Source organism: Sphingomonas edaphi, from assembly GCF_003583725.1.
GTDB lineage: Bacteria > Pseudomonadota > Alphaproteobacteria > Sphingomonadales > Sphingomonadaceae > Sphingomicrobium > Sphingomicrobium edaphi.
The window spans coordinates 28,669-53,409 of the sequence record NZ_QXTF01000001.1 but is presented as its reverse complement, the minus strand read 5'-3'; the positions used below and the strand labels follow the sequence as shown (position 1 = coordinate 53,409).

Annotated in this window: 24 protein-coding genes; 12 read left to right on the top strand and 12 right to left on the bottom strand. The window is 60.7% G+C overall.

The window, feature by feature from the left end; genetic code table 11:
* Position 1: 1 nt before the first annotated feature.
* Positions 2–955 (top strand): NAD(P)H-dependent flavin oxidoreductase, encoded by a 954-nt coding sequence (locus D3M59_RS00275; protein WP_119530403.1) that lies wholly within the window; start codon positions 2–4, stop codon positions 953–955.
* Here D3M59_RS00275 and D3M59_RS00270 read toward each other — a convergent pair.
* The 4 genes from D3M59_RS00270 to D3M59_RS00255 all read right to left on the bottom strand — a co-directional run bounded on the left by D3M59_RS00270 (position 952) and on the right by D3M59_RS00255 (position 3,335).
* Positions 952–1,383, bottom strand: coding sequence for an acyl-CoA thioesterase (locus tag D3M59_RS00270; protein WP_119530401.1), 432 nt, complete (start codon positions 1,381–1,383; stop codon positions 952–954). The genes D3M59_RS00275 and D3M59_RS00270 overlap by 4 nt on opposite strands.
* Positions 1,380–2,525 carry an iron-containing alcohol dehydrogenase gene (locus tag D3M59_RS00265; RefSeq protein WP_119530399.1) on the bottom strand — a complete coding sequence of 382 codons (1,146 nt, stop codon included), beginning with the start codon at positions 2,523–2,525 and terminating at the stop codon, positions 1,380–1,382. Before D3M59_RS00265 ends, D3M59_RS00270 begins: the two co-directional genes overlap by 4 nt.
* Positions 2,526–2,546: 21 nt before the next feature.
* Complete coding sequence (locus D3M59_RS00260) at positions 2,547–3,038, bottom strand: DUF1465 family protein (RefSeq protein WP_119530397.1); 492 nt, start codon at positions 3,036–3,038, stop codon at positions 2,547–2,549.
* Positions 3,039–3,137: 99 nt separating this feature from the next.
* Positions 3,138–3,335: a YdcH family protein gene (locus D3M59_RS00255; protein ID WP_119530395.1), complete on the bottom strand. Its 198-nt coding sequence runs from the start codon at positions 3,333–3,335 to the stop codon at positions 3,138–3,140.
* Between the two features lie 165 nt (positions 3,336–3,500).
* On the opposite strand from D3M59_RS00255, the gene D3M59_RS00250 reads away from it, so the two are divergent.
* The gene (locus D3M59_RS00250; RefSeq protein WP_119530393.1) at positions 3,501–3,656 is read left to right on the top strand and encodes a YdcH family protein; all 156 of its coding nucleotides are present in this window, start codon (positions 3,501–3,503) and stop codon (positions 3,654–3,656) included.
* 69 nt (positions 3,657–3,725) lie between these two features.
* Here the strand turns inward: D3M59_RS00250 and dksA are convergent, their stop codons facing one another.
* On the bottom strand, positions 3,726–4,190 hold the full coding sequence (dksA, locus tag D3M59_RS00245) for an RNA polymerase-binding protein DksA (protein ID WP_119530391.1): 465 nt from the start codon (positions 4,188–4,190) through the stop codon (positions 3,726–3,728).
* 242 nt (positions 4,191–4,432) lie between these two features.
* Between dksA and surE the strand changes: the two genes are divergently transcribed.
* A complete protein-coding gene (surE, locus tag D3M59_RS00240) occupies positions 4,433–5,197 on the top strand; it encodes a 5'/3'-nucleotidase SurE (RefSeq protein WP_119530389.1) in 765 nt (254 codons plus the stop codon).
* 77 nt (positions 5,198–5,274) lie between these two features.
* Here surE and D3M59_RS00235 read toward each other — a convergent pair whose 3' ends face one another.
* Complete coding sequence (locus D3M59_RS00235) at positions 5,275–5,892, bottom strand: response regulator (protein ID WP_119530387.1); 618 nt, start codon at positions 5,890–5,892, stop codon at positions 5,275–5,277.
* Positions 5,889–7,511 carry a sensor histidine kinase gene (locus D3M59_RS00230; RefSeq protein WP_119530385.1) on the bottom strand — a complete coding sequence of 541 codons (1,623 nt, stop codon included), beginning with the start codon at positions 7,509–7,511 and terminating at the stop codon, positions 5,889–5,891. Before D3M59_RS00230 ends, D3M59_RS00235 begins: the two co-directional genes overlap by 4 nt.
* Positions 7,512–7,864: 353 nt before the next feature.
* Here D3M59_RS00230 and D3M59_RS00225 point away from each other — a divergent pair, with 353 nt between their 5' ends.
* From D3M59_RS00225 to D3M59_RS00210, 4 genes are all read left to right on the top strand, one after another.
* Positions 7,865–8,158, top strand: coding sequence for a PspC domain-containing protein (locus tag D3M59_RS00225; protein WP_119530383.1), 294 nt, complete (start codon positions 7,865–7,867; stop codon positions 8,156–8,158).
* Between the two features lie 190 nt (positions 8,159–8,348).
* Positions 8,349–9,017, top strand: a complete 669-nt coding sequence (locus D3M59_RS00220) for a DUF6975 family protein (RefSeq protein WP_119530381.1) — start codon at positions 8,349–8,351, stop codon at positions 9,015–9,017.
* 52 nt (positions 9,018–9,069) lie between these two features.
* Complete coding sequence (locus D3M59_RS00215) at positions 9,070–9,912, top strand: AAA family ATPase (protein ID WP_119530379.1); 843 nt, start codon at positions 9,070–9,072, stop codon at positions 9,910–9,912.
* A 3-nt stretch (positions 9,913–9,915) separates the two neighbouring features.
* The gene (locus tag D3M59_RS00210; RefSeq protein WP_119530377.1) at positions 9,916–11,085 is read left to right on the top strand and encodes a cystathionine beta-lyase; all 1,170 of its coding nucleotides are present in this window, start codon (positions 9,916–9,918) and stop codon (positions 11,083–11,085) included.
* 116 nt (positions 11,086–11,201) lie between these two features.
* On the opposite strand, the gene D3M59_RS00205 is transcribed toward D3M59_RS00210, so the two are convergent.
* The gene (locus D3M59_RS00205) at positions 11,202–12,599 is read right to left on the bottom strand and encodes a methyl-accepting chemotaxis protein (protein WP_119530375.1); all 1,398 of its coding nucleotides are present in this window, start codon (positions 12,597–12,599) and stop codon (positions 11,202–11,204) included.
* 113 nt (positions 12,600–12,712) lie between these two features.
* Here D3M59_RS00205 and D3M59_RS00200 point away from each other — a divergent pair, with 113 nt between their 5' ends.
* Together D3M59_RS00200 and D3M59_RS00195 are read left to right on the top strand one after the other, a co-directional pair.
* Positions 12,713–13,891, top strand: a complete 1,179-nt coding sequence (locus D3M59_RS00200) for a vWA domain-containing protein (protein WP_119532769.1) — start codon at positions 12,713–12,715, stop codon at positions 13,889–13,891.
* Positions 13,888–15,075: a sulfotransferase family protein gene (locus tag D3M59_RS00195; RefSeq protein ID WP_119530373.1), complete on the top strand. Its 1,188-nt coding sequence runs from the start codon at positions 13,888–13,890 to the stop codon at positions 15,073–15,075. The genes D3M59_RS00200 and D3M59_RS00195 overlap by 4 nt, the downstream gene beginning before the upstream one ends.
* Here the strand turns inward: D3M59_RS00195 and D3M59_RS00190 are convergent.
* Positions 15,044–16,243, bottom strand: a complete 1,200-nt coding sequence (locus D3M59_RS00190; protein WP_119530371.1) for an exo-beta-N-acetylmuramidase NamZ family protein — start codon at positions 16,241–16,243, stop codon at positions 15,044–15,046. The genes D3M59_RS00195 and D3M59_RS00190 overlap by 32 nt on opposite strands.
* Positions 16,240–16,761 (bottom strand): DOMON-like domain-containing protein, encoded by a 522-nt coding sequence (locus D3M59_RS00185; RefSeq protein ID WP_119530369.1) that lies wholly within the window; start codon positions 16,759–16,761, stop codon positions 16,240–16,242. Before D3M59_RS00185 ends, D3M59_RS00190 begins: the two co-directional genes overlap by 4 nt.
* 81 nt (positions 16,762–16,842) lie before the next feature.
* Here D3M59_RS00185 and tyrS point away from each other — a divergent pair, with 81 nt between their 5' ends.
* Positions 16,843–18,066, top strand: coding sequence for a tyrosine--tRNA ligase (gene tyrS / locus D3M59_RS00180; RefSeq protein ID WP_119532767.1), 1,224 nt, complete (start codon positions 16,843–16,845; stop codon positions 18,064–18,066).
* On the opposite strand, the gene recG is transcribed toward tyrS, so the two are convergent.
* Complete coding sequence (gene recG / locus D3M59_RS00175) at positions 18,063–20,120, bottom strand: ATP-dependent DNA helicase RecG (RefSeq protein WP_119532765.1); 2,058 nt, start codon at positions 20,118–20,120, stop codon at positions 18,063–18,065. The two genes, tyrS and recG, sit on opposite strands and share 4 nt — an antisense overlap.
* 102 nt (positions 20,121–20,222) lie before the next feature.
* On the opposite strand from recG, the gene D3M59_RS00170 reads away from it, so the two are divergent.
* Both D3M59_RS00170 and mfd read left to right on the top strand, forming a co-directional pair.
* Positions 20,223–20,483 (top strand): succinate dehydrogenase assembly factor 2, encoded by a 261-nt coding sequence (locus D3M59_RS00170; RefSeq protein WP_119530367.1) that lies wholly within the window; start codon positions 20,223–20,225, stop codon positions 20,481–20,483.
* Entirely contained in the window at positions 20,480–23,980 is a 3,501-nt protein-coding gene (mfd, locus tag D3M59_RS00165; protein ID WP_233543084.1) for a transcription-repair coupling factor, read from the top strand. Before D3M59_RS00170 ends, mfd begins: the two co-directional genes overlap by 4 nt.
* Here the strand turns inward: mfd and D3M59_RS00160 are convergent.
* Entirely contained in the window at positions 23,977–24,741 is a 765-nt protein-coding gene (locus D3M59_RS00160; protein ID WP_158581905.1) for an EAL domain-containing protein, read from the bottom strand. The two genes, mfd and D3M59_RS00160, sit on opposite strands and share 4 nt — an antisense overlap.

Genomic DNA, 24,741 nt, shown 5'->3' with positions numbered 1-24,741 from the left:
CATGCCCGTCCCAGCCATTTTTGACCGCCTTCGACTGCCGGTAATCGGCGCGCCCCTGTTCATCGTGTCCAATCCAGACCTGGTCATTGCTCAATGCAAGGCCGGGATCGTCGGCAGCTTTCCGGCCCTGAACGCACGGCCACAAAGCCAACTTGACGAATGGATTCACCGGATCACGGAAGAACTCGCCGCCTATGACCGCGAGCATCCGGAAGCGCCATCGGCTCCCTTTGCCGTGAACCAGATCGTACACCGGTCCAACGACCGCTTCGAACAGGATATGGAGACCTGCGCGAAATGGAAGGTGCCGATCGTCATCACGTCGCTGGGCGCCCGGGAAGAGCTTAATCATGCGGTCCATGCCTGGGGCGGGATTACGCTTCACGACATCATCGACGACCGCTTCGCCCGCAAGGCGATCGAAAAAGGTGCGGACGGTCTAATCGCGGTAGCCGCTGGGGCCGGCGGGCACGCGGGACGATGGTCGCCGTTCGCGCTGGTCCAGGAAATCCGCAAATGGTTCGACGGACCGCTGGCCCTTTCCGGCGCCATCGCAACGGGCGGAGCGGTGCTTGCCGCCAAGGCGATGGGCGCGGACTTTGCCTATATCGGCTCCCCATTCATTGCGACGCCCGAAGCCCGGGCGACCGACGAATATAAGCGAGGCATCTGCGAGAGCGGCGCGGCCGATATCGTCAGTTCCGCCTTGTTTACTGGGATCAACGGCAACTATCTGCGCGCATCCATCTTGGCCGCCGGCCTCGATCCCGACAATTTGCCACAGCCGGGCCCCGACGCGATGAACTTCCAGTCGGCATCAGGCGCGAAGGCCTGGCGGGACATTTGGGGTTCCGGCCAAGGCATTGGTGTCGTCGACCAGGTGCGGCCGACTGCCGACCTCGTTGCGAGGCTGGCCCGCGAGTATGAACAAGCGCGGGCGCGCATCTGCGCCTAGGTCAGTGCCTGTAGTTTGTGCCGCCAGCCTTCCGGCATCGTCGCGGACCGGCGGCTATCACGACCGACATAGACGTGGGTAAACTGCCCCTGCGCGGCCGGAGCGTTCGATCCTTGCGCGAAAACCCCGATCCGATAGGTCACGCTGGAGTTCCCAAGGCGCTCGACCGCGATGCCGACGTCGACATCGCCAGGGAAGGAAAGCGGAGCAAAGTATGAGCAGCCCGTCTGGACGACGAGGCCGATCAGATCCCCGCCCTCAATGTCCAGCAACCCCTCACGGACCAGCCAGCGGTTCACGGCCGTGTCGAACCACTCATAATAGACGGTATTGTTCACGTGGCCGTAGACGTCATTGTCCGCCCAACGTGTCGTGATCGTCGTGAAATCCCGATAGCTGTCGCGACGGGCAGGCTCGGGCCGGCTCACCAGGCGGCCTCATAAAGGCGGCGCGCGTCCATTTCGTCGATCGGGCAAGGATTGTTCACCAGTAGGCGCTGCTGCTTCATCGCCTCGCTCGCCAGCATCGGAATGTCGCTGGCCGGAATGCCATGGTCACGGAGCCGAGGGGCAAGCCCGCTGTCGGTTACCATCCGGTCCAGGCGATCGATCAGCGCTGCGCATTTCGCCTGGCTTCCCTGCCCCGCACAATCCGGTGCGACGATCTCTGCCAGCTCTGCATAATGGTCACGGGCAACCTCGGCATTATGCTGCAGGACCACGCGGAGCATCAGCGCATTAGACAGCCCGTGCGGAAGGTGATGGAGCCCGCCGAGTGGATAAGCCAGTGCATGAACGCCCGCGACAGGAGCATTGGAGAAGGCAAGGCCGGCAAGGTGCGCGCCGAGCAGCATGGCCGAGCGTGCAGCAACATTGGCCGGCTGCTCACACGCTGTCAGCAAATTCGCAGAGAGTAGCCGGAGCGCTTCACGAGCGTACATGTCGCTGATCGGGTTCTTCAGCCGTGCAGAGGTGAACGCCTCTACCGCATGGACGATCGCATCAATTCCCGTCGCCGCTGTGAGCGCCCGGGGCATGCCAATCGTCAGTGACGCGTCGAGCGCTGCCCAGTCAGCGATGAGCGCCGCCGAATTGACGCCCCGCTTCTCCCCGCCTTCGCAAGTGATAACGGCAACCGGTGTTGCTTCGCTGCCCGTCCCAGCCGTCGTCGGAACCAGCGCCAGTGGCAGGTGCCGGCCATTGGCGAGCCCGACGCCCCATATGGCATCGAGATCGTCGCCGGAGCCCAAAAGATATGCAGCCAGCTTGGCAACATCCATCGGACTGCCACCACCGAAGCCGACGACATGGGTGGCGCCCCATTCGCGGCCTGCGCGGACCGCTGCCAAGAGTGTATCCTTCGATGGGTCGGCCTCGACAGCATCAAACAGGATAAGCTCGCGTCCACCTTCTTCGAGTGCAGATCGGCATCGGTCGGTCAGGCCGAGCTTCATAACCTCCCGGTCAGTGACGAACAGGCAAGGACCGGACGGCAGCACATCCGCAAGGCGTAAAGCTGACCCCTCGCCGGAAACGAGGCGCGGACCGGGATTGAAAGTGAAATCCTGCATAGCGGTCGACAGCCTAGGCCGTCAGCCGTTGCGGTTCCAGATCAAGTCGCGTTCGAGACGACCCATCAGGGCGCGGGCGGGGCTTTGCGCGGGCTCTTCCAGGATTTGGCCATCGTCCAATCGCTTGACCCGCGAGTAAAGATCGGCGCTGGCATTGATCAAGCGCTGCGCAGATTCTGGTAGCTGCTCGATCACGGCGGGATCGCTATCGGCCGCATTGCCGAGGCGGCGCTCGGGCCGTCGGCCGTCGGCCGCGCGAATTTCCCCAGTCTCGACCGCGCGGTGCGTGAGCAGCCACGCGACGATGTGCATGATCCGCGTGGTCACTTTAAGTGACTCGCAGGCAAACCCTACTCGGGCAAACGGTTCAAGCGTCTGCCGGTCATCGCGGCCTTCCTCGTCGAAATAGGCGCGCGCCTCGTCGGCGAGAAGCATTGCCTCGGTATACAGAGCGTCGATCAGCCGTGGGGTGATCCGTGCTTCGGGTGCAGCTTCGTCGTTTGATTCGCTCATTGCACTCACGATTTGCCATTTTGGAGAGAAACAGGAAACGCTGGACGGGGGCTTAAGGCAACGAGGCGGTTAGGCCTGTCCCGCGTGGGGACGAATTTCTCAGGCGATGATGTCCGGAATGATGCGGTCGGACAGCTGCTGGATCTCGTCCTTCAGCACAAGCTTGCGCTTTTTCATTCGCGCCAGTTCGAGCTGGTCACAGTTGCTGGAGACCCGGGCGAGCTCGATCTCGCTGTCGAGCCGCCGGTGCTCTGCCTTCAGTATCGCCAGCACTTCAAGCGGATCGTCGTCGTTCATCGTCTTGCCTTACCGGAAGCCCGCACTGTCGTCACTGGCCAGAACGTCATCGACGGGCCGCTTAGCGAATCCGTCGAGCCGAAGCGGATCGATAGCGACAAATGGCGCGTTTCGTGATTTATTCACATTCCTGTCACGCGTCAGCCAACGAAAGGAAATTGACCGATGGACAAAGCCCACGTCGAGGCGATCTCATCCAAGCATGCCGCGCTCCACGCGCAAATCGATGCCGAAGAGGCTAGAGTTCACCCCGACGATGATTTGTTGGCGCGATTGAAAAAGGAAAAACTTAGACTGAAGGACGCGATGGTCGGCCATTAGAGGCGCATCGAAAAAGGCCGGCAGCTCCATCGAGCGGCCGGCCTCTTCATTTTTCAAAGGTATGTCGGATCAGTCGTCGCGGGAAACGCGTTCGATCCGCTCGTGCTTTTCCTGGGCTTCCAGCGTCATCGTTGCGATGGGGCGGGCCTCCAGACGGGCAAGCGAGATAGGATCGCCGGTCACGTCGCAATAGCCATATTCACCATCATAAAGGCGGCGGATCGCAGCATCGATCTTGGAAATTAGCTTGCGCTGCCGGTCGCGAGTACGAAGCTCAATCGACCAATCCGTTTCGCTCGAGGCCCGATCGGCGATATCCGGCTCGCGAAGAGAGTCGACCTGAAGCTGGGCCATCGTCGCCCGGCTTTCCTCGACGATAGACTCTTTCCAGTCTCTTAGTTTCTGCAGGAAATACGCCCGCTGCTGAGCGCACATGAATTCTTCATCTTCTGAAGGCCGATAGTCTTCAGGCAAGATGATTTGGTCGAATTGTTCGAAACCAGTTCCGTACAGGTCTACAAGAGCGGTAGCCATCAAACCCTCCCCGACACAAGCGCCTACCGCTGCCGAGACCGGGCCACCGGTACGGCCGGAGGCAAATACACTGGACTTTCCTGATACTTAGCTCAGGTCAGCCCGTATCCCCATGGCGCTCATAATTAAGCCCGCCTCCCTTAACAAGAACTGACCGAACAATTCTTAATTTAACTCAGGATTGTTGCCGAAGGGACGCAGGTGGTTGTAGCGGGCAGCGGCAAATCGCATAGCTTTCCCCCATGCGCATTCTCGTAACGAATGATGACGGAATTCATGCCCCGGGTTTCGCCGTACTGGAGGCAATCGCCGCAAGGCTCTCAGACGACATCTGGGCGGTTGCCCCTGCCGAAGAACAGTCGGGAGCCGGCCATTCACTGACCCTTTCCCGGCCCATCCGGATGCGCCGCCATGGCGATCGGCGCTACTCGGTTAGCGGGACGCCGACCGACGCCGTGATGATGGCGCTGGCGCACATTATGAAGGACAATCCGCCTGACCTAATCCTGTCAGGCGTCAATCGCGGTGCGAACCTGGCGGAAGACGTCACTTATTCGGGCACAGTTTCCGCGGCGATGGAAGGCGCACTCGCCGGCGTTAGGTCGATTGCACTCAGCCAAGTTTATGCTCGCGAAGGAATGGGCGACACCGTCCCCTTTGCCGCAGCGGACGCATGGGCAAATAGGGTTTTGCGACCTCTGATCGATGCGCCTATGCCGCCCGCTACGTTGGTCAACGTGAATTTCCCCGCCCTGCCGCCTGAAGAGGTGAAGGGGATCCGGGTTTGCCGGCAGGGTATTCGGGACTACGGTCGCCTGCGAATTATTGAGCGGACGGACCCTCGCGGATATCGCTATTATTGGTTCGGCCTAGCACCCACGGTTGAGACGCCGGGTCACCAGACGGACCTTGAGGTTGTAGCGGACGGCTATGTCGCGGTGACGCCGCTATATCTCGATCTCACCCATGATCCGCTACTCACGGAACTTAAGGATCGCTTCGAATAATACGATCGCAGCCTTAGCCGAGCCAGCTCGGCTAGCCGCTCCAGCAAAGCGCTGGCCGACTGAAGCCGCCACCTGCCTCATAGAAATTCGTCGGCGCGAATTGCGAGCTCAGTCCGGCTGGTGACGCCGAGTTTTTCAAACACTCCGTGAAGATACGCCTTGATCGTGCCTTCCTTGACGCCAATCCGCTCTGCAATCTCGCGATTGCGCAGGCCTTCTCGGACAAAGCCAAGGATCTGCAGTTCGCGATGAGTGAGTTGCAAATGGCGGCCCTTCCCTTTGTCCGAGGCGAAAGATTGGACCCGGTCTGCAATTTCGGGGTCCAGCCATGTCCGGCCATGACGAACATGATCGAGGCAATCGAGCAAATAGGCAGGGTCGGAGTTTTTCAGAACGATACCGCAAACCTCGAGGGCTCGCGCTTCCAGCAGGGACGCGTCATCGATCGCTGCCGTCAGGAGAATGACGCGTGTGTTCCGGCCGTCCGCCTGGATCCTTCGAAGAACTGACATCCCATCTCCGCCTGGCATCTGCAGGTCCAGCAACAGGATATCGGGCGCCAATTCGGCGGTCTGAGCCAAGGCCGCCTCGCCTGTCGTCGCAACTCCGACAATTTCGAAGTCCGTATTTCGCAGGAGCACTTCTAGTGCGGTTCGGATCATCGGATGATCGTCAGCAAGAAGAACACGGTTCATCGCTTTGCTCCAATTGGCAAAGTTACCGAAAGGAGCGTTACGCCCATCCCCCGGGAAATATCGAGATCGCCGCCCGCTGCAATGACACGCTCCCGCAGCGACTGGGGCAACTCAACATAATCGCCGCGCTTTGGATATGGCTTCCCATCGTTGGTCAGGCCAACGCGCAGCTGCGAACGTTCCGCGCTCAATTCGATGGACATGGACTTGGTGTCGGCGTGGCGGACCGCATTGGCAACTGCCTCCCGCACAATCTGCTGCAGATCGAGATAAAGACGTGCGGGGATCATGACATTCCGGTGCTGCGCCGACACCTCGAGCGCGATGCCCCAGTGTCGTGCAAGCCTAGTTGCGAGGCCCTTGATGTCTTTCGCGAGGTCGGTAGACGAAACTTCGGAGGCGCCGCGCAGGGCGGTGATGAAGCTCCTTAGTTCGTTTTGTTCCTGGAGCATCAATTGCTTGAGCTCACTCAGGTCGCCGCCGATGTCTCTGCCTGCAGACAAAGAGCGGGTCATCGCTTCAAGTCTGAAGCCGGCGCCCGCTAAAAACTGTACAACACTGTCGTGAAGATCGCGGGCAATCGCGAGCCTTGAACGGGACTCAGCGCTTTCCTGTGCTGCAACGAGCAAGGCGTGTCGCTGAAAGTGAGCTGCAACTCGCAGGGAAATTTGCTCGCCAAGATCGAGGTCGTCCACTGACAGGTTGGGAATACCCTCCAGAAAAATAGTGCCGTTGCCACTCCCCGCGGAGACCGGGATCGCCATCCCTTCGGACAATCCGAGGTGCGCCGCTTTCGCGAGCTTAACGATGTCGGCGGGATCAACGAGATGCAGGCTTCTCTCTTCATCCCGACTAAGCGCGCGATCTTTGCGTAAATCATAGAGGAACGGCGTGGTCACCGAGATGGGAGGCGAATCTATCTGCACCGTTTTCGAAGGAACGGCTGGCTGATCGTGCCGAGCCAGGATGCTGGGCTCGCCTTCTTCGTTCCATATGAATCGTCCGCGGCTAGCTTGGACAGTTAACATCGCTGCTTCGAGTGCGGAATCGACTGGCGATAGGTCCAGCGACGGGTCAGCCAGTTGCTGGTCGTCCCAACCGGCAAGGCGGCGAGACCACTGATTGATGCCGAACCACATCAGAATGAGCGACAGAATGACCAGGTGGACTGTCCGGATCACGCTTCGCTGCAATTCTATTGGGTCATTGTCCGTGACATTTGCGATGCCAGACGTCAGCCCGAGAAGGGTCACGAGGATCGCGGTAAGCGCCGTTTCGCGCCATCCCCATCGGATCGCGGCGGAGAGCAAAAGGAACATGAAGAAGGTGAAATATGGACTCGTATATCCTTGCGTCAGGACGACCAGCGCTGTGAACACCAGAATGTCGAATGCGTGGGCCGGACCTGCAAGCCGCGCGTCCAGCCACCAGTTCTTCCAGGTGGCAACAACCAGGACACATGCTGCCGCGACATAGAGGCTGATTAAACCATAGGTCGCTGCCGGAGCGTGGGCCGGCTGGCTTAAATCGATGAGAATGACGACGAGATAGGATGTAGCGAGTAACAGGCGGCCTAGCGCGATTACCCGCCCCGACGGATGTTGAAGCCCTCTCCCCACAATCGTTGCTTCTATCCCAAAGCCGGCGCTCCGCACAGCCCGGCCCGCTGATTGGCAGCCCCAACTTTCGATAACTGGTTTGGCTCAATCAAAAGCTTATGTTGAGTCGCTCAGTCCCCGGGGAGCGTTGCCATCGATTTGCGCTCCCCACCCCCCAGCTTTGGATAGTCGCGCTCGCCACGTTGGCGATATTCCCCACTTGCTGGTGGGCTATTTTCCCAACTAGCTGTTCCTTGATGCTCCAGCCAGTGTTCAACTCATTGAACTGACGGGATTTTACGAAACTGGCACAGCACTTGCTCTTGGTTTCCCCAGGAGCGGCAGGAGCGCCGCAGCATCACAGGGAACCGACAATGCCGACCGCAAAGACCAATCTCGTCCTCCGCAACGACACCATCCTCGGCGTGTGTGAGGCAATCGGCCAGGACTTCGGCTTTCACCCCAACTGGCTGCGCCTCGCCTTTGCCAGCCTGTTTTACTGGTTCCCGCTGGGCGTCGTAGGCACATATCTGGGCTTGGGACTGATCGTTGCTGCTACTCGCTGGTTCTCGCCGGATACGAGCGAAGCGGCGCCGGCTCAGCTGAACGTCCCTCCGGTCATAACGGAAACCAGCGAAACGGAAGATACGGTCGCGCTCGCCGCCTGAGTGTGAAAAAAAATGGGCCGCCGGGAATTTTCCCCACCCCAGCGGCCCAAATTGTCCCGTTTCGAGCCAGAATTTAACTTCACTCACCAAAATATGAAGCTCGTCTAAACCCCGTCTTTACGCCCTTGGGTTAGAAGCTGGCCTTACGGTTCTCGCAGAAACCGAAAAGAAGGACAGGAGATTCCCGGAAATGGCGATCAATCAGGCAGTAGACCGCTCGGCGATCACCGCTGCCGAAGCGCAACTGGCGCGCGTCGCGAACCAGGGCTCTGCCGAGCATGCCTATCGCTTGACCCTTCTATCGGCGAACGGTCCTAATTCAGCGCGCGACCTCGCGGATGCCGTTCATCTGTTTTGCTCAGTTTATGGCCGCCACCCCGGCTTGATCGAGCTCGCCCTTCATAACTGCCCGGCCGGTCCCGTTCGCGACTGGCTTCGCGAAGCATCGGACGCCTATGAGCGCGAACGCCTTTATCTCGTGCGTTTGACCGCAGCAGTCGGCCCCCTTCCCTCGACTCCTGGAGCATCTGAAACAGAGGCCGCCCTCGTCGCGCAGCGACATGCCATCGAAACGCTGGCCAAGTCGGAACGTCGCGGTTGCGCGCTGGGTGCTGCAACCGCCTTGATGAGCGATTGGCCCTCAATTCGCGCATTGCTCGACAGGGCGGCCGATCGCATGGGTATGCAACGGCCGGCGATGGTCCTGCCCGATGAGGATTCGATCATCCGCGTCGTCTCCGATGGCACGGATGGCATGGCCAGTGAACGCGCACTTGCCTTTGGCGGCGAGCAACTACTGCTCCAGAACCGCGGCCTGTTTGACCTGCTCGAGGCCCGCGCCGCCGCGCGGATCGACTAGGCGCTTCCACCCCCCACTTGCCCCGCGACGCGCCGCCTCATAGGGCAAGGCTATGCGTTTCGAAGGCACCCCCGAATATGTCGCAACCGATGATCTCAAGGTTGCCGTCAATGCCGCCGTCCAGTTGCGGCGCCCTTTGCTCGTCAAGGGAGAACCAGGGACGGGGAAAACCGTACTTGCCCACGAGATCGCGGCCGCGCTCGGCGCGCCGCTGATTGAATGGCACATCAAGTCGACCACGCGCGCCGTCCAGGGCCTCTACGAATATGACGCCGTCGCTCGCCTTCGGGACGGTCAACTCGGCGATCCGCGCGTCCACGAGATTTCGAACTACATCAAACGCGGGAAGTTGTGGGAGGCCTTCACGTCTCCCCAATTGCCTGTCCTTCTGATCGACGAGATCGACAAGGCGGACATCGAATTTCCGAACGACCTCCTCCAGGAGCTCGATCGCATGGAGTTTCATGTCTACGAGACTGGCGAGACAGTAAAAGCCGTAGACCGGCCCGTGGTCGTTATTACGTCGAACAACGAGAAAGAATTGCCGGACGCGTTCCTGCGCCGCTGCTTCTTTCATTATATTCGTTTTCCTGACCGCGACACGATGGCCCAGATCGTTGAAGTGCATTTTCCCGGCATCCAGAAGATGCTGGTCAGCCGTGCGCTCGACATGTTCTACGAGGTCCGCGACGTTCCTGGCATCAAGAAGAAGCCCTCCACCAGCGAACTGCTCGACTGGCTGAAGTTGCTGCTGCACGAGGATATGCCGCTCGAAACGCTGCAGGAACGCGATCCCACAAAGGCGATCCCTCCTCTGCACGGCGCGCTCCTAAAGAACGAGCAGGACGTCATGCTGTTCGAGCGGCTGGCGTTCATGGCGCGCCGAAAGGCCTGACACATGACCGGGCGCGATAAAGAAAAGCGCCGGGCCACGCGGCTGATCCATCCGACCGATTACGCATCGGGCGATTTTTCCTCGCTCGCGGTCCCGACCTATCGCGGATCGACGACGGTCTTTCCCTCGATGTCTGCGGTCGACCGTCCAACTGAGGATCAGTATCGGTACGGAATATACGGCACCCCGACAGCGCGCGAACTTGCTCTACGTATCGCGGCTATCGAGGGGGCGGACCAGACCATCCTGGCTCCCAGCGGTCTAGCGGCCGTCTCATTAGCGTTACTGGCCTTCTGCAAATCGGGCGGCCACCTCCTCGTTCCAGCCAGCGCGTACGGGCCCACCCGTGAACTGGCGGACGGGCTGCTAAAGGATTTAGGGATCGAAACCGAGATTTACGATCCGATGGCCGGCAGCGAGATCGCCAACCTGATCCGCGAAGACACTCAGCTAATCTGGTGCGAAAGCCCCGGCTCCATCACGATGGAATTCCAGGACGTTGCGGCAATCTGCGCCGCTGCCAAGGCACGCAAAGTCCCGGTAGCCATCGACAATACCTACGGCGCCGGCGTGCTGTTTGACGCCTTCGCAGCCGGCGTCGATGTGAGCGTCCAGGCGCTGACCAAATATCAGGGCGGCCACAGCGATCTGTTGATGGGCTCGGTTTCTACCCAGGGCGAAGACGCGAGCCGCCGAGTGAAGCGTGCCGCGGACCAGCTCGGCATGTCCGTGTCGCCCGATGATTGCTCGCTCGTCCTTCGCGGACTGAAGACATTTGACCTTCGACTTCGACACTTGGGTGAGTCCGCTCGCACTGTAGCGGACTGGCTTGCCACTCAGGATGCCGTATCCGCCGTGCTGCACCCGGCGCATCGAGATTGTCCCGGGCACGACCTTTGGAAGCGCGACTGGTCAGGCTCGGCGAGCCTGTTCTCGATCATCTTCGGGCGCTGGAATCGCGATCAGGTCGTCCGGTTCGTCGAAGCGCTCGAGCTCTTCAAGATCGGCTACAGCTGGGGCGGCGCGAACAGCCTCGTCATGACCTATCACGGCCTCCGGAGGCCAACGCCCGAGACTGGCCCGCTGTTGGTACGCCTCAATGTCGGGCTTGAAGATCCGCAGGATCTCATCGACGACCTTGAACAGGCAATGGCCAAGGCTGCGACCCGATAGCCGGTTTCGACTAATCAAAGGCTGGCTGCAGGTTCATCGCCGACTTTGGCAGTCCTCCCGGACAGCCGGCAGCTTGGTAGCCGGCTTCGGCGGTCCCCCGGACCGCCTGCAGGCGGCTATTCGTCCCGGTAAGCCAACTCGAAATTGCCCCATCGGCGGCCCTTGAAGGACAGCGGCACGAAGACGTTCTTCACCGGGAAATACTTATCGCCGAGCTCCATGCGGTAGGTTGCGAGCATCGCGGGCTTGTCGCTTTCGCACGCTTTCCGGGTTGTCTCGTCCATGAAAATCCGGCGGTTACGACAATGTTCGTCGTTCCAGACGGGATCCGGGCCAGGCTTGTGGCAACGCTCGCTAAGGTGCGTCGGCAGGTAACCGTCGAGGTTGGTGATTGCCGATCCGATAATCCGCGGATCGCGCGCCTTGTAGCGATCCAGAAGCGGCCGGACGTAGATGTCGGCAAAGTCCGCGAAGCCGTTGTTGTACTGCGGCGGATTGGTGCCTTCAACGAGCACATAATTTCGGTCTAGCACCGCCTCCAGCGTGATCTCGCCGCGATCGATGCCCTGCTCTACCGACGTCATGATCGCACGCATTGCATCCTGAGCAAGCAAGATCATCGGCGTGTCGTCGATTTCGGCGCCCGAATTTGCCAGCGTATCGAGCATATTGTTCGACAGCATTTCGAGGTGGCTCAGGCGCTTATGTGCCTTGATGAGCTGACCGCCATTCTCACGGGCATCGCCCGCGAAATCACTCAAGCCAGCCTTCACCCTATCGACGCTCGTCTGGATCAGGCTGGTGGAATGCGCGATGCCCTCGGTCTGGCGGTCAACCATCGACACAATCTCGGTAACTTCGCGGACCGTGTCGCTGATCTGACCAAAGCCGGCCTGGGCTGCACGGCTACGATCGACACCCGTCTTGATCTCTGATGTCACCGCGCCTGCTTCACGAGTGAGTTCGCCGATCGTGGAAGCAATCTGGCTTGTCGCTGCGCGCGTGTCGTGCGCGAGCTTCTTCACCTCGGCTGCAACCACTGCGAAGCTGCGGCCGGCATCGCCTGCACGAGCAGCCTCGATGGTGGCATTAAGCGCGAGCATGTTGGTTTTGCGTGCGATGGTTTCGATCGTGGAGGAGACGGTCTGCACCTGGTTCATGGCCGTCGCAAAGCCGGCCATGCGCTCGCCAAGCTGAACAACCAGCTCGGTCAATCCCTTGAACCCTGCAATCGTGCCTTCGATGGCCTCGCGGCCTGCCTCTAGCTTGGCTTTGGCTTGTTCGGAAAGGAGGCGCGCTTCGTCGGTGGAATCGCTGACCCGCGCCTGGTCGCTGAGGAGCCGTGTTGTCACCTCTTCGAGTCCGTCGAGCATTTTCATATGCTCGTTGATGCGTTCCGCTACCCCTTCGACGTAGCCGGCAACGTCGCTGCACTCGATAGAGAGCGAGCCGCAATCGCGCGCAACGGCACGGATCGCGTTTTCGGTGATTTCTTCAATGCCAAGCGTGGCCATCGGTCGCAATTCCCCACAAGCGAGTTGGAGATTGGCTTAGCCGTCATTCCCTAAGGGCGGGTTAACCACGGCCCCGCATGGCGCCGCGGCCCGAGCCGCGTTATGGCAGTGGCATGTTCATCGGTTTCGTCGAAGCATTGCGCCGCGGAGGCATTCCCGCTTCGCTGAAGGAGCATCTCCTTCTCCTTGAAGCGTTGGACGCCGATGTGGTTGGCTGGGATCCCGAGGAATTTTATTATCTCGCCCGCGCCACCTTTGTTCACGACGAAAGCCAGCTTGACCGTTTCGACCGGATTTTCGCGCAGGTGTTCAAAGGGATTGTCGCCCAAGGTGAGGATGTCCGGGCCGAGATCCCCGAAGAATGGTTAAAGGCCGTCGCCGAGCTTTACCTGACGCCGGAGCAGATGGAGGCGATCAAATCCCTGGGCAGCTGGGACGAGATCATGGAGGCGTTGAAGCAGCGCTTGGCGGAGCAGGAAGGTCGCCACCAGGGCGGCAACAAGTGGATCGGAACTGGCGGCACCTCTCCCTTTGGTCACGGCGGTTACAATCCTGAAGGTATACGGATTGGCGGTCCCGGGCGGCACGGCCGCGCAATCAAGGTCTGGGAAAAGCGCGAGTTCAAGGATCTCGACGGAAACCAGGAGCTCGGCACGCGCAACATCAAGGTGGCCCTGCGCCGTCTGCGACGCTTTGCGCGCGAAGGCGCGGCAGACGAGCTCGACTTGGATGGTACGATAGACGGAACGGCGCGGCGTGGCTGGCTAGACGTGCACATGCGCCCGGAACGCCACAATGCGGTGAAACTGCTGCTGTTTCTCGACATCGGCGGATCGATGGATGGCCATGTAAAGGTTGCCGAGGAGCTGTTTTCGGCCTGTCGGTCAGAGTTCAAGCACCTTGAACACTTTTACTTCCACAATTGCATCTACGAAGGTGTGTGGAAGGACAACCGCCGTCGTCACGTGGAGAAGACTCCCACGCTGGATGTCATCCACAAATTTGGCCGTGATCATAAGCTGGTTATCGTCGGCGACGCCGCAATGAGCCCGTACGAAATCACTCATGCCGGTGGTTCAATTGAGCATTTCAACGAGGAGGCAGGCGCCGTTTGGTTAAAGCGGCTGACCGACGCCTATGCATCGGCGGCGTGGATTAACCCGACGCCGGAAGCCTATTGGGGACACTCCGCCTCGACGGCGATCCTGAAGCGCCTGATGAACGAGCGCATGTACCCATTGACCGTCGACGGGCTGGAAGACGCGATGCGCGAGCTGAGCCGGAAGCGTTGAGCGACCGCCTACCGAACGTTGAGCGCGCCAACCGCTATCTTTCGGCGGCCTGGAAGGCTGGCATTCTGACCGAGCCATTGATCGATGCCGCTGCACTGGAAAGCGCTGCCCGTGGGAAGCGGGATCGATCGGCATTCGGAAGTGACGGAAGCTGGCGAGAGCCCTTCCACCGGCTGGTCGCTGCGCTGCACGAGGAGGCAGACCTAAATCCCCTTGGCCGGACGATGGCACATAGCCAGATCGTTCACTTGCTGAGAGCGCGAATTGCAGCGTCGCGGCTACTGGCTGAAACACCACAAGCCGCCCAAGCACCTATGCCGCCGCCGATCATCATCGTCGGGCAGATGCGATCCGGCACGACAAGAGTGCAGCGGCTTCTCTCCTTTGACCATCGGTTCGCACACACCAAAGCGTTTGAAACCCTGACCCCCTTTCCATCGCCTGGCCGCCACGTTCGCGCCCACACGGTCCTTACTGCCATCAAGCTGCTCAACCCTGAGACACTGAGAATTCACCCCACCTACCCTCAAGCCCCCGACGAAGAGTTTGGATTTCTAGCCTATGGCTTCGGCCCCGCTCAGTTCGAGGCACAATGGCAAATCCCCAGCTTTTCGCGTTGGTGGGAAAGCGCCGACAAGTCGGGCCTATACCGCGACTTTGACCGGCTCGTGCGAATTAACCGCTCGGCGCGGGGCGAAAACCCCGCCAAAAGCCATATCTTCAAGCTACCGCAGTTCTGCGAGGACCTTCCCGCCATCCTGCAGACCTATCCGGGCGCAAAGTTGATCGTACTTGGCCGCGACACCGATGAGGTCGTGGCTTCCTCGGCCTCGCTTGTCTGGAACCACATGCGGATCCAGTCGAACTCAGTCGACAAACACTGGGTTGGCCAGGAATGGCTGCGCAAAACCAGGCTGCGACAGACATTGCTGGAAGACTTCCTATCCAATCGACCGGACGTTCCCGTCATTCATGTCGATTATGAGAGGATGAATCGCGGCTGGCTCGGGGAAATGGAGCGAATTTATGCCTTCCTCGAACGCGATTTGCCCCCTGCCCTCGTTCATAAAATGGAGCGCTGGCTGCAGTCCTCGCGCAACCACCTGGGGCACCGTTACAGTCTCGAGGAATTCGGGCTGGCGCCAAGGAAGGTCAGTAAAGCAGAAATGGCGCTCGTTGGCTGATCCACGCCTGCTCGTCAGGCACCGTCACCTTGTCGAGATCGCCAGCTTGCGCTCCCTCATCATCGACCCATTCGCGTAACAGCGGCGAGCCGTTGATCACGTCGATCGGAAGCTTCCCGAAGGCATATTCATACGGGAAATCCCTCCACAAATCATAATCTGGGAACAGCTTGCGGATTGCCTTGAAAGCCAGCGCCTGCAGCCTCCAGGGCTTGAAAGCATCATGGCCATAGGTATCGCCCTCCGCATGAATATGGACACCGCTGCAGAGCTGGCCGACATGCTTGTGGAAGGTCGGCTCGAACCAGATGTCACGCATGATGCATCCATCCAGCCATTGTGGGGCGGTTTCCCGCATCACCGAAATGACAGCACGAGCGTCGATGTCGGGAGCACCAAATAACTCGAGCGGGCGTGTAGTCCCCCGCCCTTCGCTGAGCGTCGCTCCCTCAAGCATCACGGTCCCAGCATAGCAGCGGGCCATGTTGAGGTTGGGCGCATTGGGTGACGGATTTACCCAGATGCGATCGGTTGGCCATCCGAACCCCGGGCCATCATCTGGCCTATACCCTTCCATCTCGATGACCCGATAGTCGACGTCGAGCTTGAAGTGGTCGATGAACCAGTGCCCAAGCTCGCCAAGGGTCAGGCCGTGGCGCATCGGGATAGGGCCAGCCCCTACAAAACTCTCCCAGCCCTCACGCAGCGTCAGGCCTTCGACCGGCCGACCTGCCGGATTGGGCCGGTCCAGCACCCACACCGTCTTCCCATGCTCGGCTGCCGCCTCGAGCATGTAGAGGAGCGTCGTGATGAACGTGTAAATTCGGCAACCCAGGTCCTGGAGATCGATTAGTACGACGTCGAAGGTCGACGTCATCTGGCCGGTCGGACGGCGAACCTCGCCATACAGGCTGAATACGGGAATTTCATGAACTGGATCGATGAAATCCGGGCTCTCGATCATGTTGTCCTGCTTGTCGCCTCGCAGGCCATGTTGAGGGCCGAACGCGGCACTAAGCCGGATTTCTTTGAATGAACCCAAGGCATCGAGGCTGTGCGTGAGGTCGCGGGTTACCGAGGCCGGATGCGCGACTAGCGCGACGCGCTTGCCTTCCAGCGGCGCTCGAAGCGTCGGGTCCGACAGCAGCCGCTCAATACCAAGTTTCATTCCGCACTCACTCCATCAAACAACAGTGACCGCACTGCGGCGGCATGAAAATCGGGCTTTCCCGGCGCAAACCCTGTCGCCCAGTAGCGCAGTTGGCCATCCGTTTCTTCGATGACAGCGGTCAGGCCAACATTCGCGGGCAAGGGAAGATCGCCCTTGATTTTAGCGCGCAACGTCAGGCCGTTTGCTTCGCGCTGCGTCTCAACAGTGACGCCGACGTTCGCTGGGCGCATGCCGTCACGATATCCATCGAAATCATAAGCGGCCCAGGCGCCCGACGGTGCGAAATTATACTCTTGGTAGCCGCCTTCGCCTGCGGTCACGAAAAGCTCGAAGCAGGTCGTCTTCCACAATCCGTCGGTATGGACGGGCGCAGCCGGCGGGGGGACCACCAGCCTGTCCGGGTCGCCACGAGCGCGAAAAGTAGCCGTGGCACCGTCATCGGTCCGAACGAGTTCCGCCTCAACCCAGTCGATAGCGCCGGGCGGCGTGTCGGGATGGCGGACCAGGACAGGCATTGCCGCTGCTATTGCGTGCCGCCCCGGCTCGCGCAAGCATGGTATTGGGGAAGCTGCGACGCCCTGCTAATGCCGCGCGCCATGACGTTCCATTCTTCCCTTCTCAAGCTGCTCGACGAGCGCGGTTACATCCACCAGGCGACCGATGCAGCGGCACTCGATGCCCTCGCCGTGAAGGGGCCCGTTACCGGCTACATCGGTTTTGATGCGACCGCTCCTTCCCTGCATGTTGGGAGCCTCGTGCAGATCATGATGCTTCGCCGCATGCAGCAGGCCGGACACCGTCCCATCGTCCTTATGGGCGGTGGAACGACCAAGGTTGGCGATCCAAGCGGTAAGGATGAAAGCCGCAAGCTGCTGACGGAAGAGGATATCAAGGCAAACATCGCTTCGATCCGGCGTGTGTTCGAACATTATCTGACCTTTGGCGACGGACCGACCGATGCGATCATGGTCGATAATGACGAGTGGCTGAGTGAGCTTGGCTATCTTGAACTGCTTCGCACCGTGGGTCCTCACTTCACCATCAACCGAATGATGACGTTCGATTCGGTTAAACTTCGCCTCGAGCGCGAACAGCCGCTGACCTTCCTCGAGTTCAACTACATGATCCTTCAGGCCTATGACTTCCGCGAGTTGTCGCGGCGTCTCGGATGTCGCTTGCAACTTGGTGGATCAGACCAATGGGGCAATATCGTCAACGGCATCGAGCTTACGCGCCGGATGGATGGCACCGAGGTCTTCGGCGTGACGACCCCGCTGATCACGACGGCCGACGGTGCAAAGATGGGCAAGACCGCTAATGGCGCGGTCTGGCTCAATGCCGACCAGCTTCCCGCTTATGACTATTGGCAGTTCTGGCGGAACTGCGCCGACGCCGACGTGGTGAAGTTTCTAAAGCTCTTCACTGACTTGCCGCTGGACCGCATCAATGAGCTCGCCAAACTGGAAGGCCAGGCGGTCAACGAGGCGAAAATCGTCCTGGCGAACGAGGCAACCGCGATGCTGCACGGCCCGGCCGCGGCGGAAGCGGCCGCCGAAACTGCGCGCCGGACGTTCGAAGAAGGCGCCGTTGGCGGTGACTTGCCAACTTTGAAGGTCGAAGGCGGTAAGATCGGCATTGTCCAGGCACTCACGGGCTTAGGCTTTGCGGCGTCCAATGGTGAAGCCCGCCGCAAGATTGCCGAAGGAGCCGTCAAGCTGAACGGAGAAACCGTGATCGATCCGCAGATGGAGGCCGCTGTCGGCACCGACGCGATCAAGCTCAGCCTCGGCAAGAAGAAGCACGGGTTGCTCGTCGCCTAGCCGGACCGCAGCAAGCCCACCGCCGAATCCCGTTCAAACAGATAAAGGCACAGGCGGGCCGCCTGTCCTCTTTCGCTGGCCAATCCCCCGTCGCGATCGAGAAGTAGCCGCGCGTCCCCTTGGGCAATTGGTGCAAGCTCCGCGACATCCTCTGGCGATGCGACCCTGAACGCCTGCTCGCCGGACTGGCGGGTGCCAAGGATTTCCCCTGGGCCGCGGAGCTTCAAATCCTCCTCCGCGATGCGAAACCCATCGTTCGTTTCGCGCATCAGGGCGAGGCGCGCCCTACCCGTCTCGCTCAGGTTCTGACCACGGAGCAGGATACAGCGGCTCGCCCCGCTACCTCGTCCGACGCGGCCGCGTAGCTGATGTAGCTGCGCAAGACCGAACCGCTCTGCGCCTTCAACGATGATCAGCGTGGCATTGGGTACGTCGACACCGACTTCGATGACGGTCGTTGCGACCAGGACGCCGAGTTCGCCTGAGGAGAATGACGTCATGACGGCATCTTTCTCAGGGCCCTTCATCCGTCCGTGGACCAAGCCAACTCGCCCTAAACCGAAGCGCTCACGCAGCAACGCCGCTCGGTCCTCAGCAGCGGCGGCATCAACGGTCTCGCTTTCCTCGACCAACGGGCAAACCCAGTAAGCTTGGCCACCCGCCGCGAGGTGACGACCTAGCCCCTCGATCACGTCAGCAAGCTTGCTGTCGCTAATCACTAGTGTCTCGATCGGTGTGCGGCCGGGCGGCATCTCATCGATGCGGCTAACATCCATTTCACCGTAGTGGGTGAGTGTCAGCGTTCGCGGGATGGGCGTCGCGGTCATCGCCAGCAGGTGCGGAGGATGCACTGCTTTTTCGGCGAGGAGCAGACGCTGCGAGACGCCAAAGCGATGCTGTTCATCGATGATGATCAGGCCAAGCCGCTTGTAGCCCACATGCTGCTGGAAGATTGCGTGCGTGCCGACGAGGATATTGATGCTTCCGTCAGCGAGGCCCATCAAAACGGACTCCCGCGCTCGGCCCTTCTCGCGACCGGTAAGGATTGCGACCGTCACCCCAAGCGCCTGGCACTGGCGCTGCAGAGTGCTGAAATGCTGGCGGGCGAGAATTTCCGTCGGAGCGAGCATGGCTGCCTGCGCGCCTGCCTCCACCGCTTCCAGCATTGCCAAGAGAGCAACGAGAGTCTTGCCGGAACCGACGTCGCCCTGGAGCAGCCTAAGCATCGGGCGGTCCTGGGCCATGTCCCCGCGAATTTCGCCAATTACACGCTGCTGCGCATTCGTGAGCCGGTACGGCAACTGGAGCTGTCCGCTCAGCCGACCATCGCCTTGCAAGGGCACGCCCTTTTTTCGCCTGGCAACTTGGCGGAGCAGCATCAGGGCGAGCTGGTTCGCAAAAATTTCATCATATGCCAGCCGCTTGCGCGCCGACATGGCGTCCGGGTCTGAATGCGCTTCGGCAAGCGCTGCCCGCCAATCCCGCCAATGGTTTTGCGCCAGAAGTGATGACTCGACCCATTCAGGCAGGTCGGGCGTCCGCTCGAGCGCTGCCAGCACCAACTCGCGCATTCGCTTGTTGGAAATGCCCTCAGTCAGTCCGTATACCGGTTCGCGCAGAGCGACTTCGCCAGCCTTTGAAGGTTCCAGGACCTCAGGATGGACGATCTGCCATTCCTGCCCCCAGGCATCCAGCTTGCCGACGATGGTCTTCTTTTCTCCCAGCGGAAGCTGCTTCTTCGCCCATGCAGGATTGTTGAAGAACGTGAGCGTGATTGCGTTGCCATCGCTGTCGGACGCGAAGATCCGAAGCGGCGCCCGCCCAGCACCTGCCCTCACCTCGAACGGGACGACATCGAGCACCACGATCCGGCCAAGCATTGCCTGGTTTACGGCGGGGGCCCGCACGCGTTCGATCGTACCCGTGGGCAAGTGATAGATCAGGTCGACGGCCCGGGTGAGGTCGAGTCGTGCGAGAGCCTTCGCAATTCCCGGTCCGACGCCCTTCAGCGTCTCAACTTCCGCGAACAATGGGTTGAGCAATTCGGGCCGCATCGGAAGCGACCCTAGCGCGGCGTTGCGCAACTGCCTACATGGCCCGAATGGACCCGCGGCGAAATTCGCCGGCGGGCTTTTCGCGCGTGGAGTGACGAGACGATGGAAGATGTTTTGCGGGCGCTCAAGTATCGCGCCTGGCACCGCGGCACGCGCGAGGCCGACATGATGATCGGCGGCTTTTTCGATGCTCACCATGCAAGCTGGGGACAGCACGAGCGCGCCCTGTTTGCTGCGCTTTTGACTGAGACCGACGTCGACATAATGGCATGGGCGATCGGAACGCAGGACGTTCCCGAGCGCTATCAGGGTCCAATGATGGACGCCTTTCAGAAGCTCGACTTTATCAAGGTCGCCAAGTGAGCGACCCTCTTTCCCGGATCCTGAAGGCCGACAAGCCGCAAACCCTGGCCGGCGTTCCAACGGGGTTCCTGCCGTGGCTCTCGGCCGACCTCGCTCGCGCGGCCCACGGTACTGGCAAGGGCGGCCGCGCGGTCATCATCGCTGCAGACGAGGCCGCCATGCGTGCGCTGGCCGATACCGTCCCGGTTTTTGCGCCTGAAGTCGAAGTTCTCACGCTGCCGGCGTGGGACTGCCTGCCCTATGACCGAGCCAGCCCCGCGCTTCGGGTGATGGCGGAGCGCCTCGCCACGCTCCAGTCGCTGCAGGCCACCCGGAACGGTCCGCAACTGCTGATCGCAACCGAGAATGCCGTGACGCAGCGCTTGCTCACTCCGTTTCGTATTCGCCAGTTGACCCGCCGCCTCGCCGAAGGGGAGCGGATCGAACGGGACCGCCTGGTCCAGCTGCTTGTGGCGAACGGATACCAGCGCACTGACGCAGTTCATGACGCCGGCGAATTCGCCGTCAGGGGATCGATTGTCGACCTTTTCCCTGCTGGACAGCCAAGCGCGATCCGGCTCGATTTCTTCGGCGACGAGATCGAGACTATGCGCCGCTTCGATCCGGCCGACCAGCGCACGATCGGGCAGGCCGAAGCCTTTACCCTCATGCCCGCAAGCGAAGCGCTTCTGGACGAGGAAAGCATCAAGCGGTTCCGAGCACGCTATCGCGAGCAGTTTGGCGCCAACGCTACGGGCGATCCGCTTTACCAGGCAGTCAGCGAAGGGCGCCGGCTTGCAGGGATGGAGCATTGGCTGCCGCTCTTCGAAGACAAGCTGTCGAGCCTGTTCGATCACCTCGGCGACGACGACGTCATTGTTCGCGACGCCAACAGTGACAGCGCTCTTGAGTCCCGAACCGAGGCCATCCAGGACTATTTCAGCAACCGGGAACGGGCGATGGTGGCCGAACCTGGCAGCTACCGTCCGCTTGCCCCGACAGCGCTATACCTGTCCCAAAAGGAATGGCGCGACGCGGTTGAGGACCGCCCCATTCACCTCGCCACGCCCTTTTCGCAGCCCGAAAGCGCGACCGTCGTTCCCTTCGATGTGGAGGGACCGCGCGATTTCGCGCCGGAGCGTGCCCAGAACGCCAATGTTTACGAGGCCGTCGTCAAGCACATCGGCAAGCTACGCAAAGACAAGAAAAAGATCGTTCTTGCCAGCTACTCTACGGGAGCCCGCGAGCGCCTTTCGGGACTGCTCGAAGATCATGGGCTGAAAGGCCTTAAGCTCGCGTCGAGTTGGCAGGAAGCCTTGGGAAGCCGGTCGGAAGCGTCACTGATCGTTCTGCCGCTCGACCATGGTTTCAGCGCACCGGACGTCGCTGTCCTGACAGAGCAGGACATGCTTGGCGATCGGCTCGTCCGCCGCAAGAAGCGCCGCAAGAGCGCGGACGCGTTCCTTGCCGAGCTAGCCGCGCTGACGCCCGGAGATCTCGTCGTCCATGCCGAGCATGGGATCGGGCGCTACGAGGGTCTTTCGTCCGTGATGGTCGGCAAAGCGCCTCACGACTGCGTCGCGCTGTCCTATTCGGGCGGGGATAAGCTCTACGTCCCCGTCGAGAATATCGATGTGCTCTCGCGCTACGGGAGCGACAGCGACAAGGCCTCTCTCGACAAGCTTGGCGGAGAAGCCTGGCAGCGCCGCAAAGCGCGAATGAAGGAGCGGATCCGCGAAATTGCGGGCGAGCTCATCAAGATTGCCGCAATCCGCGCTACACGCCCAGGTCAGGTCGCGGCGACCGATGCGACGACCTATGCGCAGTTCGTCGACCGCTTCCCTTACGAGGAGACAGACGACCAGGATCGCGCGATCGGCGATGTCTTGGAGGATCTCGAAAGCGGCAAGCCGATGGACCGGCTAGTTTGCGGCGATGTGGGCTTTGGAAAGACCGAGGTCGCGCTTCGCGCGGCGTTCGTGGCCGCCATGGCCGGATTCCAGGTGGCGGTCATCGCTCCGACGACCCTCCTCGCCCGCCAGCATTTCTCCAATTTCACAGATCGCTTCAAAGGCTTTCCAATCGAGGTCCGGCGGTTGTCTAGGCTGGTTTCGGCCGGTGAGGCGAAGGAGACCAAGGAGGGTCTTGAAAAAGGTACCGTCGACATTGTCATCGGCACCCATGCGCTCCTTGGAAAAACGGTCAAATTCAAGAAGCTCGGCCTCGTCATTGTCGACGAGGAACAGCATTTCGGCGTGACGCACAAAGAGCGGCTGAAGGCCCTCCGCGAAGATGTCCATGTGCTGACACTGACCGCGACACCGATCCCGCGGACGCTGCAGATGGCCATGTCGGGCCTGCGTGAACTCAGCGTGATCCAGACCCCGCCGATCGATCGCCTTGCCGTTCGCACCTACGTCGCACCCTGGGACCCGGTTGTAATCCGCGAAGCGCTGCTTCGCGAACATTACCGTGGCGGTCAAAGCTTCCTCGTTGCGCCTAGAATTGCCGACCTGCCTGACCTCGAGGAATGGCTGCGTGAGGAAGTACCGGAGGTGAAGGCCGTTACGGCCCACGGCCAGATGAGCCCGTCCGAAGTCGAAGAGCGAATGAGCGCTTTCTACGACAAGAAATATGACGTGCTGCTGTCGACGACCATCGTCGAAAGCGGGCTCGACATTCCGTCGGCCAACACGCTTATCGTCCATCGCGCCGACCGCTTCGGGCTTGCCCAGCTCTATCAGCTGCGTGGCCGGGTCGGACGATCGAAGACCAGGGCCTACGCTTACCTGACGACCGAACCTGATCGCGCGCTGACCGAAACCGCCGATAAACGTCTGCAAGTCCTGGTCAATCTCGACAGCTTGGGCGCCGGTTTCCAACTGGCCAGTCATGATCTCGATATCCGCGGCGCCGGCAATTTGCTTGGCGACGAGCAGTCCGGACACATCAAGGAAGTCGGTTTCGAGCTCTACCAGTCGATGCTCGAGGATGCGATCCTCGAACAGAAGTCGGGCGTCAGTGAACGGCGCGAGGAGTTCACGCCGCAAATCAGCGTCGAAGCGCCGATCCTCATCCCGGAAACCTATGTGCCCGACCTTGACCTGCGGATGGGCCTCTACCGACGTCTAGGCGAGCTCGACGACCGGCAAGGCGTTGAAGCCTTTGCAGCCGAACTGATCGATCGGTTCGGCAAGCTTCCACAGGAAACTCAGAACCTTCTGCAAATCATTGAAACAAAGATTAATTGCCGCAAAGCCTGTGTTTCCAAGCTCGATGTTGGCGCCAAGGGCGCAGTCGTGACTTTTGTAGAAAGCGGTTTTCCGGATCTGGCAGGTCTTTTCGCCTACGTGGACCGTTTGAAGGGCGCAGCGAAACTCCGTCCCGACAGCAAGCTCGTCGTCAGCCGCGAATGGCCAACGGGCGAAGCACGGCTGAACGGCGCGCTGCAGATTTCGCGCGGGCTGATGCGGGTACTTGCTGCGAGTGAGCAGAAACAGGCTCTCGAACCCGCCTAAGCGGGGGTCAGTTCATTCGCTCCAACGAAACGCGCCAGTTCGAGCTCGTCGAGCGCCCCTGCACCGAGGAAGCCTTGATACAGGTCACAGCCCCAATCGGCTAGAATCTGGAGTTGCGCTGGGCTTTCAACGCCTTCGACGATGACCTTGAGGCCAAGATCACGCGCCATGCTGATCATCGCTTTTACGACGATCCGGTCCCGGCTGCCGCCGACGATATCGGCGATCATCGCCCGGTCGATCTTGATCGCGTCAATCGGCAAGGTCGTTAGATAGGCCAGGCTCGAATAGCCGGTTCCAAAGTCGTCGATGGCAATACGCACGCCGGCTGCGCGCAGGACATTCAGGCGCGCGGCGACCGCAGGGGGATTGGCGACAAGGCTGCTCTCAACGATTTCAACGGTGATCCGGCCTGGATCGATTCCCGCAGACTCAATCTCGGCGAGCAGCCATTGCTCATAGCCCGGACGGTCGAGATCGGACGGCAGCAGGTTTATTGAGAGGCGTAGAGAGGACAATGGCGCTACCCAAGCAGCCGCAGCACGCAAAGCCTTGCTCTGGATAGCGCGTGAAAGACGCTCAGAAAGACGGGCAGCGGAGGCCCTGGCGAACAATTGCTCGGGACCGTCAACTCCCTCCCAGCGCGCTAGCGCCTCTACTCCGTCGATGCGTCCAGAGGCGGGCTCAATTTGAGGCTGGAAGCGCAAGCCAATTCCGCCCGACCGAATGACTTTTTCAAGTTCGGTGTCACGCCGATACAC

Excerpts from the sequence above, each read along its gene's own strand:
- D3M59_RS00275 (WP_119530403.1), top strand. The coding sequence starts at position 2 with ATGCCCGTCCCAGCCATTTTTGACCGCCTTCGACTGCCGGTAATCGGC.
- D3M59_RS00265 (WP_119530399.1), bottom strand. The coding sequence starts at position 2,525 with ATGCAGGATTTCACTTTCAATCCCGGTCCGCGCCTCGTTTCCGGCGAG.
- D3M59_RS00260 (WP_119530397.1), bottom strand. The coding sequence starts at position 3,038 with ATGAGCGAATCAAACGACGAAGCTGCACCCGAAGCACGGATCACCCCA.
- D3M59_RS00255 (WP_119530395.1), bottom strand. The coding sequence starts at position 3,335 with ATGAACGACGACGATCCGCTTGAAGTGCTGGCGATACTGAAGGCAGAG.
- D3M59_RS00250 (WP_119530393.1), top strand. The coding sequence starts at position 3,501 with ATGGACAAAGCCCACGTCGAGGCGATCTCATCCAAGCATGCCGCGCTC.
- dksA (WP_119530391.1), bottom strand. The coding sequence starts at position 4,190 with ATGGCTACCGCTCTTGTAGACCTGTACGGAACTGGTTTCGAACAATTC.
- surE (WP_119530389.1), top strand. The coding sequence starts at position 4,433 with ATGCGCATTCTCGTAACGAATGATGACGGAATTCATGCCCCGGGTTTC.
- D3M59_RS00235 (WP_119530387.1), bottom strand. The coding sequence starts at position 5,892 with ATGAACCGTGTTCTTCTTGCTGACGATCATCCGATGATCCGAACCGCA.
- D3M59_RS00225 (WP_119530383.1), top strand. The coding sequence starts at position 7,865 with ATGCCGACCGCAAAGACCAATCTCGTCCTCCGCAACGACACCATCCTC.
- D3M59_RS00220 (WP_119530381.1), top strand. The coding sequence starts at position 8,349 with ATGGCGATCAATCAGGCAGTAGACCGCTCGGCGATCACCGCTGCCGAA.
- D3M59_RS00215 (WP_119530379.1), top strand. The coding sequence starts at position 9,070 with ATGCGTTTCGAAGGCACCCCCGAATATGTCGCAACCGATGATCTCAAG.
- D3M59_RS00210 (WP_119530377.1), top strand. The coding sequence starts at position 9,916 with ATGACCGGGCGCGATAAAGAAAAGCGCCGGGCCACGCGGCTGATCCAT.
- D3M59_RS00205 (WP_119530375.1), bottom strand. The coding sequence starts at position 12,599 with ATGGCCACGCTTGGCATTGAAGAAATCACCGAAAACGCGATCCGTGCC.
- D3M59_RS00200 (WP_119532769.1), top strand. The coding sequence starts at position 12,713 with ATGTTCATCGGTTTCGTCGAAGCATTGCGCCGCGGAGGCATTCCCGCT.
- D3M59_RS00190 (WP_119530371.1), bottom strand. The coding sequence starts at position 16,243 with ATGAAACTTGGTATTGAGCGGCTGCTGTCGGACCCGACGCTTCGAGCG.
- D3M59_RS00185 (WP_119530369.1), bottom strand. The coding sequence starts at position 16,761 with ATGCCTGTCCTGGTCCGCCATCCCGACACGCCGCCCGGCGCTATCGAC.
- tyrS (WP_119532767.1), top strand. The coding sequence starts at position 16,843 with ATGACGTTCCATTCTTCCCTTCTCAAGCTGCTCGACGAGCGCGGTTAC.
- recG (WP_119532765.1), bottom strand. The coding sequence starts at position 20,120 with ATGCGGCCCGAATTGCTCAACCCATTGTTCGCGGAAGTTGAGACGCTG.
- D3M59_RS00170 (WP_119530367.1), top strand. The coding sequence starts at position 20,223 with ATGGAAGATGTTTTGCGGGCGCTCAAGTATCGCGCCTGGCACCGCGGC.